Consider the following 13,893-nt stretch of genomic DNA (forward strand, 5'->3'; position numbering starts at 1 on the left):
TGCGGTGCAGTCCTAGACAGCTCCACCACACCGGAGGTCTTCGCCATGATCAAGACCCAGCCCTGTTAACAACGCTCGTGATCAATACACCTAGGGGGCGTCTCCCCGATCGTCGCGGACCCGCGAAGATCGGGGAGACGCCCCCTAGGGGAGGGGCAGGGGCTGGGTGAGTTCGTCGTAGACGCTCAGGACCTGGGCGACGGTCTCGTCCTCGGTCGGCCAGGTCGCGGCCTGCCGGGGGCCCCGCTCGCGCAGCAGTTCACGGTGCCCGGGGTCGGCGAGGAGCCCGACGACGGTGGCCGCGAGGGTCTCCGCGTCGCCGTAGGGGACGAGTTCGGCGGCCTCGCCGACGAGGTCCGGGATGCCGCCGACACGGGTCGCCACGAGCGGCACGCCCGCGTGCAGCGCCTCCTGGGCGAGGACGGACCGGGACTCCCACCGGCTGGTCAGCAGCGCCAGATCGGCGGCCGCGAGCAGTTCGGGCACGTCGTCGCGGCGTCCGACCAGCCGTACCGGCAGCCGCTCGTCCTCGATCCGCCGCTGGAGTTCGGGGCGCAGCGGCCCCTCCCCCGCGACGACGACCAGCGGGACCGGGTCGAGGTCGCGCCAGGCGCGGGCCGCGTCCAGCAGGACGCCGTAGCCCCGCTGCCGGTCGAGGGAGCCGACGGCCAGGAGCAACGGACGTCCGGTGGCGCCGAGTTCGGCGCGGAGTTTGGGCCGCCCCTGGTCGGTGTCGTCGAGGTCGGCGCGGCGGCGCCGGCCGGGCAGGGCCACGGCCGCCAGCCGGGCGTCCCGCGCCCCGGTGCGGCGGGCCCGGTCCACCAGGTCGGACGTGGTGCCGAGCACGACGGCCGCGGTGCGCACCACGCGCCGTTCCAGCAGCCGCAGCAGATGCGCCCGCGCACCCTCAGCCCGGGCCCGGTTGTGCCAGGTGACCACAAGCGGGGTGTCGCGCCCGCTGAGCGCGAGCACGGCGCGGAAGGAGGCGTGCAGACCGTGGGCGTGCACGAGGTCGGCGCCGGCGCAGGCGGCGCGGAGCGCGGCCACGGAGGCCGGGTCGCTGCTGCGCGGCACGTGCACGTGGTCGGCGCCGGTCCCGGTGAAGTCGTAGGCGTGCTCCGCCTCGGCGGGGGCGCACACCGTGACCCGCACGCCCCGGGCGACGAGCCCCTCGGCCAGGGAGCGCACGTGCGCGCTGCTGCCGGCGTTGCCCCCGCCCAGCACCTGCACGGTGCGCAGCGGCGACTGGCCGTGCGGTGCGTTGCTGCTCACGGGGCTCACGGGGCCGGCGGCTCCTGGTTCGGGGCGGGCGTCACGGAAAAACGTACCGAAGGTGGCGGGCCGGGAAGACCGAAAGGACGTACCGCGCGCCTCCCGCACGGACCGCGTCCACCCCCAAGCATGCCAGGCCTTAGGGCCGTTGCGGCAAACCCCGGGCAGGCGCACAGCACCGCGACCCGGGGCACTGCGCCGGAGCACGTTCACCCACACGGGTGAACCCCGGCCCATGGAGGCCGAACGGCTCGGGCGTCCGGGCCGCGAGGCCGGGGCCGGGGCCGCCCGGGGCCGGCGTTCTAGAGGTCCGCGCGGGCCGTCGCCAGGAGTTCCTCCGCGTGGGCGCGGGCCGTTTCCGAGTCTTCCTGGCCGGCCAGCATGCGGGAGAGTTCGCGGACCCGTTCCTCGCCCTCCAGGACCTTGACGCCGGAGCGGGTCACCGTGCCGTCGTTGGTCTTCTCGACCAGGAGCTGGCGGTCGGCGAAGGCGGCGACCTGGGGCAGGTGGGTGACGACGACGACCTGCGCGGTCCTGGCCAGCTTCGCCAGCCGCCGGCCGATCTCCACCGCGGCCTTGCCGCCGACACCGGCGTCGACCTCGTCGAAGAGGTACGTCGGAACCGGGTCCGTGCCCGCGAAGACGACCTCGACGGCCAGCATGACGCGGGACAGCTCGCCTCCGGACGCGCCCTTGGCGATGGGCCGCGGCGGAGCACCCGGGTGCGGGGCGAGCAGCAGCTCGACCTCGTCGGCGCCGGCCGGGCCGTAGGCGACGGAGCGGCCGCCGACCTCGACGCCCTCCGGGTCCTCGGTCTGCCGGATGTCGAAGGACACGCGCGCGTGGGGCATCGCCAGCGAGGCCAGCTCGGCGGTCACGGCGGCGGCGAACCGCTCGGCGGCCTCCGTCCGGGCGTCCGTCAGGGCCTGGGCGAGTCCGCCCAGTTCGGTGCGCAGGGCGTCCCGCTCGGCGGTCAGCTCGCCGGTCCGCTCGTCGTCGCCCTCCAGCTCGGTGAGCCGCGCGGCGCTCTGCTCGGCCCAGGCGAGTACGGCGCCCACGTCGTCGCCGTACTTGCGGGTCAGTGCGCCGAGGGCGGCCCGGCGCTCCTCCACGGCGGCCAGCCGCAGCGGGTCTGCGTCCAGGTCGTCGGCGTACCCGGCCAGCTCGCCGGCCACGTCGGCGAGCAGGATGCCGACCTCACCGATCCGTTCGGCGAGGGCGGCGAGCGCCGGGTCGTGCGAGCGGACGGCCTCCAGGGCCCGGTGCGCGCCCGCGACGAGGGTCGTGGCGTCGATCCCCTCGGGGTCCTCGGGGTTGCCCGCGAGAGCGGCGTGCGCGGCGGCCGCGGCGGACGACAGGGCCTCGGCGTGCCCCAGCCGCTCCGCCTCCTCGGCCAGCTCCACGTCCTCCCCGGCCCGGGGCTCCACACCGGCGATCTCCTCGAGCCCGTACCGGAGCATGTCGGCTTCCTGGGCGCGCTCACGCCCGCGGGTGACGATCTCCTCCAACTCGGCGGAGACGGCCCGCAGCCGCCGGTAGGCCTCGGTGTACTTGGCGAGCGGCACGGAGACGGCGTCCCCGGCGTAGCGGTCGAGCGCCTGCCGCTGCCGGGTCAGCTTCAGCAGTCCCTGCTGGTCGGTCTGGCCGTGCACGGCGACCAGGTCGTCGGCCAGCTCGGCGAGCAGCCCCACCGGCACGCTGCGCCCGCCCAGATGCGCCCGCGAGCGGCCCTCGGCGGAGACGGTACGGCTGATCAGCAGGGCGCCGTCGTCCAGCTCGGCCCCGGCCTCCTCGGCACGCACGACGGCGGTGGCGTCCGAGGACACGGCGATCCGCCCCTCCACGACGGCCTTCCCGGCCCCGATCCGCACCAGCGCCGGGTCCGCGCGCCCGCCCAGCAGCAGTCCCAGGCTGGTGACCACCATGGTCTTGCCCGCACCGGTCTCGCCGGTGACGGCGGTGAACCCCGGTGACAGCTCGACCACGGCATCGTCGATGACCCCGAGCGACCGTATCCGCATCTCCTCCAACACGGAACAGACCATACGAGGTCCGGGGCGGGGAGCGCACATGGCCCGCCCGTGTCGCCCGCGCGGGCGTCTCCCCGCGGGGCCCGGGGGCGGCAGCCCCCGGGCCGGGCCGGTCACTGGTGCGGCGCGCCCCGCCAGCCGGTGGTCGGCAGCGCGAACTTCGCGACCAGCCGGTCCGTGAACGAGGCGTGGTGCAGCCGGGCCAGCCGCACCGGCACGGCACCGCGCCGCACCTCCACCCGCGCGCCGGGCGGCAGCTCGATGGTCCGCCGCCCGTCGCACCAGAGCACCCCTGGTGGAATGTGCGGCAGCACCTCCACCGCGAGCACCGAGTCCGGCGAGGTGACCAGCGGCTTGGCGAACAGCGCGTGCGCGCTGATCGGCACCATCAGCAGCGCCTCGACCTCGGGCCACACCACGGGCCCGCCCGCGGAGAAGGCGTACGCGGTGGATCCGGTGGGCGTCGACAGCACGATGCCGTCGCAGCCGAACGCGGTGACCGGCCGCCCGTCGATCTCGAGGACCACCTCGAGCATCTTCTCCGCGCCGGCCTTCTGCACGGCGGCCTCGTTCAGCGCCCAGTCGGTGTGCACGATGTCGCCGTTGCGGTGCACGACGACGTCGATCGTCATCCGCTCCTCGACCTCGTAGGAGCGTGCCACCACCCGGTCGACGACCCGGTCCAGGTCGTCCCGCTCGGCCTCCGCCAGGAACCCGACCCGCCCGAGGTTGACGCCGAGCATCGGCACCCCGGAGGCCCGGGCGAACTCGGCGCCGCGCAGCAGGGTCCCGTCACCGCCGAGGACGATGAGCAGCTCGCACCCGTCGAGGCACTGCGGGGTGGCCTCCTTGACGAGTCCCACCTCGCCCGGGAGCGGCAGGTCGCGTGCCTCCTCCTCCAGCACCCGCACCCCGATGCCGTGCCGCAGCAGCCCCTTGACCACCAGCTCCGCGCTGCGGATGGCCGCGGGCCGCCCGGTGTGGGCGAGCAGGAAAACAGTACGCGCTCGGTTCTGTGTCAACGCGGCCCCTCCGCCACTGCTCGGTCGACTTCGGCCGGGTCCAGGCGGGGGGCGCCGGACCGCAGCCACAGGAAGTACTCGACATTGCCCGACGGTCCGGGCAGCGGACTCGCGGTGACCCCCCGCACCCCGAGTCCCAGTTCCCAGGCCTTGTCGGCCACCCCGCGCACGGCCTCCGCCCGCAGTTGCGGACTCCGTACGACACCCCCGCTGCCCAGCCGTTCCTTCCCCACCTCGAACTGCGGCTTGACCATCATCACCAGGTCGGCGTCCGGCTTCACGCACCGCTTCAGGGCGGGCAGCACCAGCCCGAGCGGAATGAAGGACAGATCACCCACGACAAGATCCACAGGTTCCCCATCGATCGCCTCAAGCGTCAACTCGCGTACGTTCGTACGGTCCTTGACGGTGACGCGTTCATCGTTCTGCAGGGACCAGGCAAGTTGGCCGTATCCGACGTCCACGGCGACGACGTGCGCGGCGCCCGCGCGCAGCAGGACGTCGGTGAAGCCGCCGGTGGACGCGCCGGCGTCCAGCGCGCGCCGGCCCTCGACGACGAGGCCCAGCGGTACGAAGGCCTCGAACGCGCCGGCGAGTTTGTGGCCGCCCCGGGAGACGTAGTCGGGGTCGCTCTCGTCGGTCTGGACCACGATGGCCGCCGCCGTCTCCACCTGCGTGGCCGGCTTGGTCGCCACGGTCCTGCCGACGGTGACCCGTCCGGCGGCGATCAGCTGGCTGGCGTGCTCGCGCGAGCGCGCCAGCTTCCGGCGGACCAGCTCCGCGTCCAGACGACGGCGTGCGACTCCTGCCACGTTCGGTTCAGCTCCTGTGTTGGTACGAACTTAGAAGGTGCGGCCCGAAGGGCCTCGGTGAGGGGTGTTGGTCGGGTGACGGGCGGGCGGGTCCGGGGGTCCGGGGCGCGTGTCGAGCGCGGTGAGCGCGTCGCGCAGCCCCCTGTGTACATCCTCGTACACCTCCACGTGGCCGTCGGTGGCGAGGTGGTCGGCGTCGGCCAGCCGCTGGAGCTGCGCGTCGACCTCGGCGCTGCCGGTGGAGGTGCGCGGGACGCCCAGCGGCGCGGGGGCGGCGGGGTCGTCCTCGGGGTCCTGCCCTGGCCCGGGGCCGGAGGCGGACCCGGGGTCCGGTCCGGCCGACCGTCCGGTCATGGATCCGGCCCCGGGCGCGGCGGTACCGGCCGCCTGTCCGGTCGCGGGATCTGCCTCGGGCACGGTCTGGGTTTCGGCCTCCACCACGGCCTCCGCCGGGGCCTCGGGCACGGACTCGCTCATGCCCAGACGCTACCCCGAACCCCTGGGGTACCGTCGGTGGCCATGGCCACGATCGAGGAGTGCCGCACCGCACTGGGAAAGCTCTCGGACAACATGCAGGGCGCCGAGGGCGACGTCCGGGCGGCCGCCGCCCTGGACCGCTCGGTGAGCTGCCACGTCACCGACCTCGACGTCACCTTCGTGGGCCGGATGACCGGTGGCCGGATCGAGGTCGACTCCACGCATCCCGGACCGCCCCGCGAGAAGGCGCAGATCAGGCTCGCCCTGGCCGGCGACGACCTGGTGGGCCTGGTGGACGGCGAGCTGAACTTCGCGACCGCCTGGGGCCGGGGCCGGGTGCGCCTGGACGCGAGTCTGCTGGACCTGTTCCGGCTCAGGAAGCTGCTGTGAGCCGTGCCCTGCGGGCCGCCGGGACCACCAGCGGGGTCCCGGTCTCGGGATCGTCGATGATCTGGCAGCGCAGCCCGAAGACCTCCTCGACCAGCTCGGCCGTGACGATGTCGTTCGGCGCGCCCTCGGCGATCACCTCGCCGCCGCGCAGGGCGATCAGGTGGGTGGCGTAGCGGGCCGCGTGATTGAGGTCGTGCAGCACGGCCACCAGGGTCCGCCCCTGCGTCTCGTGCAGCTCCGCGCACAGGTCGAGGACGTCGATCTGGTGCTGGATGTCCAGGTAGGTGGTCGGCTCGTCCAGCAGCAGCAGCGGGGTCTGCTGGGCGAGGGCCATGGCGATCCAGACGCGCTGGCGCTGACCGCCGGACAGCTCGTCCACGTACCGTTCGGCCAGCTCGGCCACCCCCGTCCGCGCCATGGACTCCCGGACCACCCGTTCGTCCTCGGCGGACCACTGGCGCAGGATGCCCTGGTGCGGGTAGCGGCCGCGGCCGACGAGGTCGGCGACCGTGATGCCGTCGGGCGCGATGGACGACTGCGGCAGCAGGCCGAGGGTGCGGGCGACCTTCTTGGCGGGCATCGACTGGATGACCTGCCCGTCCAGCAGCACTCGGCCCCGGCTGGGCCTGAGCATCCGCGACAGCGCCCGCAGCAGCGTCGACTTGCCGCACGCGTTCGGGCCGACGATCACCGTGAAGGAGTTGTCGGGGATCTCCACCGACAGCTCTTCGGCGATGACGCGCTGGTCGTAGGCGAGGGTGACGTTCTCGGCGGACAGGCGGTTCACAGTGCTCCTTCGGGTGTTCGGGTGCGCGCCGCGTAGGTCCGGCCCGCCCTTCGTGCCGCTCATATCCGGCCCGCCCGGCGCTCGGCGACCAGCAGCCACAGCAGGTAGCAGCCGCCGAGCACGCCGGTGACCACGCCCACGGGGAGCTGGTCGGCGCCGAAGGCTCGCTGCGCGGCCCAGTCGGCGGTGACCAGCAGGGCGGCGCCCATGCACAGGGAGGACAGCAGATTGGGGCCCGGCGAGCGGGTCAGGCGCCGGGCGAGCTGCGGCGCGGTGAGCGCCACGAAGCTGACGGGCCCGGCCGCGGCGGTGGCGGCCGCGGTGAGCAGCACGGCGGACACCATCAGCACCAGCCGCACGCGCTGCACCCGGACCCCGAGGGCGTTCGCCACGTCGTCGCCCATCTCCATCGTCCTCAGCCCCCGCGCGTTCACGAGGACCAGCGGCACGAGGACGGCGCACAGCCACAGCAGCGGCCAGACCTGCTCCCAGTCGCGGCCGTCGAGCGACCCGGTCATCCAGACCACCGCGCGGGTCGCGTCCACGAGATCGGCCTTGGTGAGCAGATAGCCGTTGACCGCGGTGACGATCGCGGAGACGCCGATGCCGACCAGCACCAGCCGGTATCCGTGCACGCCCCGCTTCCAGGCGAGCAGGTGGATGGCGAACCCGGTCACCAGACCGCCGGCCAGCGCGCCCGCGGTGACCTGGGCGGCGCTGCCGGACATCAGCACGATCACGACCAGCGCGCCCGCCGTCGACCCCTGGGACAGGCCGAGCACGTCCGGGCTGCCGAGCGGGTTGCGGGAGACCGCCTGGAACAGGGCGCCTCCGAGGCCGAGGGAGGCGCCCACCAGCAGTCCCACCAGCACGCGTGGCAGCCGCAGTTCGTTGACGATGAAGTCCTGGTACGCGGTGCCCTCGCCGGCCAGCGTCCTGAGGACGTCGGCCGGCGGGATCCGGGCGTCTCCGGTGCCGATCAGCGCCACGCCCGCGGCGCAGGCCGCGAGCAGCAGCAGGGCGACGACGGTCAGCGCGCGCACGTCCAGGCGCAGGGAGAGCCCGCCGGGGGTGCGCACCACGCGGCTCGTCCGTCGGGTCTTCACAGCTGGGCCGTCCTGCGCCGTCGTACGAGAAAGATGAAGACCGGGCCGCCGATGAGCGCGGTGACGATGCCGACCTGGAGCTCCGCGGGGCGGGCGGCCACCCGGCCCAGGACGTCGGCGCCGAGCAGCAGCACGGGCGACAGGACGGTCGCGTAGGGCAGGATCCAGCGCAGGTCGGGGCCGGTGAAGGAGCGCACGGCGTGCGGCACCATCAGACCGACGAACATGATCGGACCGCAGGCGGCCGTCGCGGCGCCGGAGAGCACCGTCGCCGCGAGCATGGCGAGCGCCCGGGTGCGGTTGAGGTTCGCGCCGAGGGCGCGGGCGGTGTCGTCACCCATCGCCATGGCGTTGAGCGGCCGGGCGAGCGCGAGCGCCAGCAGGGTGCCGGCCGCGAGGAACGGCAGCACCTGGGCGATGGTCGAGTCCGTGGCCGAGGCCAGCGAACCCACCGTCCAGAAACGCATCCTGCCCAGCGCCGCACCGTCCATGATCATCACGGCCTGGAGATAGCCGTACAGCGCGGCGCTGATCGCCGTGCCGGCGAGCGCCAGCCGGACCGGGGTGGCGCCCCGGCCGCCGCCGAGGAACCACACCAGCGCGCCGACCGCCGCGGCGCCGCCGAACGCGAACCACACATAGCCGGTCAGGCTGGTGACACCGAGGAAGGTGAGCGCCGTGACGACGGCGGCGGAGGCGCCGGCGTTGATGCCGAGCAGCCCGGGGTCGGCCAGCGGGTTGCGGGTCAGCGCCTGCAGCACCCCGCCGGACAGGCCGAGCGCGGCACCGGCCAGCAGACCGAGGACGGTGCGCGACAGCCGCTCGTCGACGACGACGTCGCCGTACGTCCCCGTGCTGTGGAACAGGCCGTGCCAGACCTGGTCCGGCGACAGCGCTTTCGCGCCGACGGCGATGCTCGCCAGGGCGACGAGCACCAGGAGCACGACCGAGAGCAGGAGCCCAAGGGCCCTCGCCGCTCGGCGGGTTGGGGGCGCGGGGGCGGTGTCCGCGCGCTGTTCCGGAGGACTGTCGACCAACACGAGGTTAGGTTAGCCTACCCTCGCATGTGAGATCGATACCGCCTGCGCCGCCGGACCGGAGCCGGGTGCCCCGGAACGCCGATCCCGCACCCGGTGACCGGTCACCGCGGGCGACCGGTCACCGTCCGGGCGTCAGAGTCCCAGCCGCGCCAGCGCCTTCTCCCCGTCCAGCTCGCATGAGCCGTCCCCGGCCGCCGTCCAGGCCGCCGCGCACAGCGCCCGCAGACCGTCCAGGGGCTCGCCGTCGCCTTCGAGCTCCAGCCGGTCGGCCGCGGTCGCCGTCCACCCTCCGCACCGGAAACCGTCACCCTCACGGGTGATTTCGGGCTGCCCCGTGAGCAGCCCCCGCAGATCGGCGTCCACGTACGTCGGCCGGTGCCGCGGCGGCGCCGCCAACAGCTGGGAACCGTCCGTCACACCGGTCAGCACCAGCAGCGAGTCCACGCCGCCGTTGAACGCGCCCTCGATGTCGGTGTCCAGCCGGTCCCCGACCACCAGCGGCCGCTCGGCACCCGTCCGCAGGATCGTCTCCCGGTGCATGGGCGGCAGCGGCTTGCCCGCGACCTGCGGCTCGGCGCCCGTCGCGATCCGCACGACCTCGACGGCCGCGCCGTTGCCCGGCGCGATACCGCGCCCGCTCGGAATCGTCAGGTCGGTGTTGGACGCGAACCACGGCACGCCCCGCGCCACCGCGTACGAGGCCTCCGCGAACCGGGACCACGTCAGGTCCGGGCCGCCGTAGCCCTGCACCACCGCCGCCGGGTCGTCGTCCGCCGACTCCACCGGCGTCAGACCGCGTTCCCGCAACGCCACCCGCAGCCCCTCACCGCCGATGACCAGCACCCGGGCACCGGCCGGCACCTGCTCGCTGATCAGCCGGGCCACCGCCTGCGCCGAGGTGATGACGTCGTCCGCCCCGGTCGGTATCCCCAGCTCCGTCAGATGCTCCGCCACGGCGTCCGGCGTCCGCAGGGCGTTGTTGGTGACGTACGCCAGATGCATGCCGCCGTCCCGGGCACGCTCCAGCGAGCCGACGGCGTGCGCGATGGCGCTGCCGCCCGCGTACACCACCCCGTCCAGATCGAGCAGCGCCGTGTCGTACGCCTCGCTCAGGGGCTGCCCACTGCCCTCGGGCCTCGTCCTGACGCCCTGGCTCATTGCACATCGCTCCTCGTTCGACCGTCCTTCCCCCGATCATCCCCCACCCCGCTGACACACGTACGATGCCGGGATGAACACAGCAGGTCACTCGGAAGCAACGGTGCGCCGAGGCCTGGAACTGACCCCGTTCCGAGGCCTTCGTTACGACCCCGACCGGGTCGGCAGCCTGGCTTCCGTCACCTCTCCCCCGTACGACGTCGTCGTACGCCCCGACGGCCTGCACCACCTCGAGTCCGCCGACCCGCACAACATCGTCCGGCTGATCCTCCCCCAGGCAGGTACCCCGGACGCCCGCAACGAACAGGCCGCCGACACCCTGCGCCGCTGGCTCGCCGAGGGCGTGCTCGCTCCCGACCCCGATCCCGCCCTGTACGTGTACGAGCAGCGGGACGGCGACGGCATGCTCCAGCGCGGGGTCATCGGCGCGCTGCGCGTCTCCGCCGCGGACGAGGGCGTGGTGCTGCCGCACGAGGACGTCATGCCCCCGGTCGTCGCGGACCGCGCCGCCCTGATGCGCGCCACCCGCGCCAACCTCGAACCCCTGCTGCTGACCTACCACGGCAACGGCACGGCGGCCGAGGTCGTCGAGCGCACGGTGGCCGGTCCCCCGCTGCTGGCGACGACCACCGAGGACGGCTTCCGCCACCGCCTGTGGTCGGTCACCGCCCCCGAAGACCTCGCCGGCATCCAGTCCGACCTGGCGCAGCACCAGGCCCTCATCGCCGACGGCCACCACCGCTGGGCCACCTACCTGCGACTGCGCGCCGAGCACCCCTCGCCCAGCCCCTGGGACCACGGCCTGGTCCTGCTGGTCGACACCGCCCGCTATCCGCTCCGCGTCCGCGCCATCCACCGCCTGCTGCACGGAATGCCGGTCAGGGACGCGCTGACGGCCCTGGACGGGCTGTTCCGGGTACGGCGCCTCGACGTGCCGCTGCCGAAGGCGCAGGAGGTGCTGGCGGACGCGGCCTGCGCGGGCAACGCCTTCCTGCTGGCCGGCGACGGCGCCTTCCACCTGCTCGACCGCCCGGACCCCGGCCTCCTGGACCGGACCATTCCCGCGGACCGCCCGGCCGCCTGGCGCTCCCTGGACGCGACCGTCCTGCACGCCACGCTCCTGGAGCACGTCTGGCACGTCCCCGAGGACTCCCCCGCCCACATCGCCTACATCCACGACACGGCGGCCACCGTCGCGAAGGCCGAGCAGGACGGCAGCACCGCCGTCCTGCTGCACCCGGTACGCGAGGAGGTCGTACGCGAACTGGCCCGGCAGGGCGTGAAGATGCCCCGCAAGTCGACGTCCTTCGGCCCGAAACCGGCGTCGGGGCTGGTGCTGCGCGCGCTGGAACTCTGACCCGGCCCCGGACATGCGAAAGGGCGGGACCCCGTGCGGGGTCCCGCCCTTTCACCTTTTAGGACGTCAGTCCTTGTCCTCGCCCTTGACCTCGTCCTTGACCTCGTCCGCGTCCGTGTCCGGCGTCTCGTCACGGACCTCGTCGTCGGCCGGGTCGGCCTGGTCGGTGGCGCCGTCGTTCTCGTCGAGCGCGTCGACGAACTCGACGCCGTCCAGCTCGGCGAGCCGGTCGGAGGCGTCCGTGCTGCCGTCGCGGTCGGCCTCCACGGCCTTCGCGAACCACTCCCGCGCCTCGCTCTCCCGGCCGGCCGCCAGCAGGGCGTCGGCGTAGGCGTAGCGCAGGCGCGCGGTCCAGGCCTGGACCGAGTTGGAGGCCAGCTCGGGGCTCTGCAGGGTCACGATGGCCGCGTCCAGCTGGCCCATGTCGCGCCGGGCGCCGGCCGCCACGAGCCGCATCTCGACCTGGCCGGCCTTGTCCAGCTTGTGCACCTCGGGGGCGCCGGCCATGTCGAGGGCCCTCTCCGGGCGGCCGAGACCGCGCTCACAGTCGGCCATCACGGGCCACAGCTCCACGGTGCCGGTCATGCGCCGCGCGGCCCGGAACTCGCCCAGGGCCTCGCTGTACTTCTGGTTGGCGTAGGCGGCGAAGCCGGCGGCCTCACGCACGGCGGCGACCCGGGACGCCAGTCGCAGGGCCACCCTGGAGTAGCCGTAGGCGCCCTCGGGGTCCTCGTCGATGAGCCGCGCGACCATCACCAGGTTCTTGGCGACGTCCTCGGCGAGCGTCTTGGGCAGGCTCTGCAGCTCCTGCCGGACGTCCTTGTCGATCTCGTCACCGGTGACGTCCTCCGGGATCGGCAGCCGCTTGATCGGCTCCCGGTCCCGGTCGCGCTCGTCCCGGAAGCGGCCGCCACCACGCCGGTCGTCACGGCGGTCGTCGCGCCCGTCACGTCCCCGGAAGCCACCGGGCCGGCCGCCCCGGTCGTCCCGGCGGGGCCCACGGCCACCTCGGTCGTCCCGGCCACGGAAGCCGCCCCGCTCACCGCGGTTGTCATCCCTGCGGAAGCCACCGCGGTCGTCGCTGCGACGGTCCTCGCCACGGCGGTCGTCGCGACGGAAGCCGGGGCGGTCGTCACGACGGTCGTCACGCCGGTCGTCACGGCGGACGTCGTCGCGACGGAAGCCGGGGCGGTCGTCACGCCGGTCGTCACGGCGGAAGCCGGGGCGGTCGCCGCGGTCGTCACGGCGCGGACCGCGGTCACCGCGGTCGTCGCGCTGGAAGGCCGGACGGTGACCCCGGTCGCCTTCACGGCGGTCGTCACGCCGGCCGCCGTAGCCGCCACGCTCGCCGCGATCGCCGTAGCCACCGCCACGACGGTCATCACGACGGTCGTCGCGACGGAAGTCGCCGCGGCTGTCATCGCGACGGTAACCACCACGGTCATCGCCGCGCCGGTCGTCACGGCGGTCGTCACGGCGGAAGCCGCCGCGGTCGCCACCACGATCGTCGCCACGACGCTCGTCGCGACGGTCGTCACGGCGGAAGCCCGGACGGTCGCCGCGGTCGTCACGGCGGAAGCCGGGGCGGTCGCCGCGGTCGTCACGGCGCGGACCGCGGTCACCGCGGTCGTCGCGCTGGAAGGCCGGACGGTGACCCCGGTCGCCTTCACGGCGGTCGTCACGCCGGCCGCCGTAGCCGCCACGCTCGCCGCGATCGCCGTAGCCACCGCCACGACGGTCATCACGACGGTCGTCGCGACGGAAGTCGCCGCGGCTGTCGTCGCGACGGTAACCACCACGGTCATCGCCGCGCCGGTCGTCACGGCGGTCGTCACGGCGGAAGCCGCCGCGGTCGCCACGGTCACGGTCGCTGTGGCCGCCTCCGCGGCTGTCATCGCGACGGCCGTAGCCGCCACGGTCGTTGTCACGGCGGTCGTCACGGCGGAAGCCGCCACGGTCACCGCGGTAGCCGCCGCGGTCACCACGGTCACCACTGTCCCGTCGCCGCTGGTCGCGCTCCGGTCGATCGTCGGGAGAGTTGGTGGACATGGTGACTCCTGTCTTAGGTACCGCAAGCATTGTAAAAACAAAAGGACCCCTGGCCCCAGCTGAACGCTGGGACCAGGGGTCCTCCAAAGATTGTTCGGCGGCGTCCTACTCTCCCACAGGGTCCCCCCTGCAGTACCATCGGCGCTGTGAGGCTTAGCTTCCGGGTTCGAAATGTAACCGGGCGTTTCCCTCACGCTATGACCACCGAAACCCTAATGGTTTCGAGCGAACAAGCACACTTTTTATTTGTGTTCTTTGGTTCAGCTCTAGCCGGCAACTGTTCGTTGCCTCAGAACTTACACAGTGGACGCGAGCAACTGAGGACAAGCCCTCGGCCTATTAGTACCGGTCACCTTCACACGTTACCGTGCTTCCAGATCCGGCCTATCAACC

The 13,893-nt window shown here is 73.7% G+C and carries 13 protein-coding genes and 2 rRNA genes; 3 read left to right on the forward strand and 12 right to left on the reverse strand.

Annotated features, from left to right (window positions below; translation table 11 throughout):
* Positions 1-144 precede the first annotated feature (144 nt).
* The 5 genes from ACWCPN_RS34570 to ACWCPN_RS34590 form a co-directional block, all read right to left on the reverse strand.
* Positions 145-1,281 carry a glycosyltransferase family 4 protein gene (locus tag ACWCPN_RS34570; protein WP_451214520.1) on the reverse strand — a complete coding sequence of 379 codons (1,137 nt, stop codon included), beginning with the start codon at positions 1,279-1,281 and terminating at the stop codon, positions 145-147.
* Positions 1,282-1,574: 293 nt separating this feature from the next.
* Positions 1,575-3,317, reverse strand: a complete 1,743-nt coding sequence (gene recN / locus ACWCPN_RS34575) for a DNA repair protein RecN (protein WP_451214522.1) — start codon at positions 3,315-3,317, stop codon at positions 1,575-1,577.
* A gap of 98 nt (positions 3,318-3,415) precedes the next feature.
* Positions 3,416-4,324, reverse strand: coding sequence for an NAD kinase (locus tag ACWCPN_RS34580; protein WP_199210005.1), 909 nt, complete (start codon positions 4,322-4,324; stop codon positions 3,416-3,418).
* Positions 4,321-5,136, reverse strand: coding sequence for a TlyA family RNA methyltransferase (locus ACWCPN_RS34585; RefSeq protein ID WP_451214524.1), 816 nt, complete (start codon positions 5,134-5,136; stop codon positions 4,321-4,323). Before ACWCPN_RS34585 ends, ACWCPN_RS34580 begins: the two co-directional genes overlap by 4 nt.
* Before the next feature lie 30 nt (positions 5,137-5,166).
* Positions 5,167-5,490, reverse strand: a complete 324-nt coding sequence (locus tag ACWCPN_RS34590) for a hypothetical protein (RefSeq protein ID WP_451214535.1) — start codon at positions 5,488-5,490, stop codon at positions 5,167-5,169.
* Positions 5,491-5,655: 165 nt separating this feature from the next.
* Here ACWCPN_RS34590 and ACWCPN_RS34595 point away from each other — a divergent pair, with 165 nt between their 5' ends.
* Positions 5,656-6,003 (forward strand): sterol-binding protein, encoded by a 348-nt coding sequence (locus tag ACWCPN_RS34595; RefSeq protein WP_451214526.1) that lies wholly within the window; start codon positions 5,656-5,658, stop codon positions 6,001-6,003.
* Here ACWCPN_RS34595 and ACWCPN_RS34600 read toward each other — a convergent pair.
* The 4 genes from ACWCPN_RS34600 to ACWCPN_RS34615 form a co-directional block, all read right to left on the reverse strand.
* A complete protein-coding gene (locus ACWCPN_RS34600) occupies positions 5,987-6,790 on the reverse strand; it encodes an ABC transporter ATP-binding protein (RefSeq protein ID WP_451214528.1) in 804 nt (267 codons plus the stop codon). The genes ACWCPN_RS34595 and ACWCPN_RS34600 overlap by 17 nt on opposite strands.
* A gap of 59 nt (positions 6,791-6,849) precedes the next feature.
* On the reverse strand, positions 6,850-7,896 hold the full coding sequence (locus ACWCPN_RS34605) for a FecCD family ABC transporter permease (RefSeq protein ID WP_451214529.1): 1,047 nt from the start codon (positions 7,894-7,896) through the stop codon (positions 6,850-6,852).
* On the reverse strand, positions 7,893-8,936 hold the full coding sequence (locus ACWCPN_RS34610; RefSeq protein WP_451214531.1) for a FecCD family ABC transporter permease: 1,044 nt from the start codon (positions 8,934-8,936) through the stop codon (positions 7,893-7,895). Before ACWCPN_RS34610 ends, ACWCPN_RS34605 begins: the two co-directional genes overlap by 4 nt.
* Before the next feature lie 132 nt (positions 8,937-9,068).
* Positions 9,069-10,094 carry an HAD-IIA family hydrolase gene (locus ACWCPN_RS34615; protein ID WP_365122383.1) on the reverse strand — a complete coding sequence of 342 codons (1,026 nt, stop codon included), beginning with the start codon at positions 10,092-10,094 and terminating at the stop codon, positions 9,069-9,071.
* A 73-nt stretch (positions 10,095-10,167) separates the two neighbouring features.
* Here ACWCPN_RS34615 and ACWCPN_RS34620 point away from each other — a divergent pair, with 73 nt between their 5' ends.
* On the forward strand, positions 10,168-11,451 hold the full coding sequence (locus tag ACWCPN_RS34620; RefSeq protein WP_451214533.1) for a DUF1015 domain-containing protein: 1,284 nt from the start codon (positions 10,168-10,170) through the stop codon (positions 11,449-11,451).
* 66 nt (positions 11,452-11,517) lie between these two features.
* Here ACWCPN_RS34620 and ACWCPN_RS34625 read toward each other — a convergent pair whose 3' ends face one another.
* Entirely contained in the window at positions 11,518-12,312 is a 795-nt protein-coding gene (locus ACWCPN_RS34625) for a hypothetical protein (RefSeq protein ID WP_451214537.1), read from the reverse strand.
* Between the two features lie 429 nt (positions 12,313-12,741).
* On the opposite strand from ACWCPN_RS34625, the gene ACWCPN_RS34630 reads away from it, so the two are divergent.
* Positions 12,742-13,563: a hypothetical protein gene (locus ACWCPN_RS34630; RefSeq protein WP_451214539.1), complete on the forward strand. Its 822-nt coding sequence runs from the start codon at positions 12,742-12,744 to the stop codon at positions 13,561-13,563.
* A gap of 29 nt (positions 13,564-13,592) precedes the next feature.
* On the opposite strand, the gene rrf is transcribed toward ACWCPN_RS34630, so the two are convergent.
* Positions 13,593-13,709, reverse strand: a 5S ribosomal RNA gene (gene rrf / locus ACWCPN_RS34635).
* A gap of 110 nt (positions 13,710-13,819) precedes the next feature.
* Positions 13,820-13,893 (reverse strand): 23S ribosomal RNA (locus ACWCPN_RS34640); the annotation flags it as partial.

Source organism: Streptomyces sp. NPDC002386, assembly GCF_053593175.1.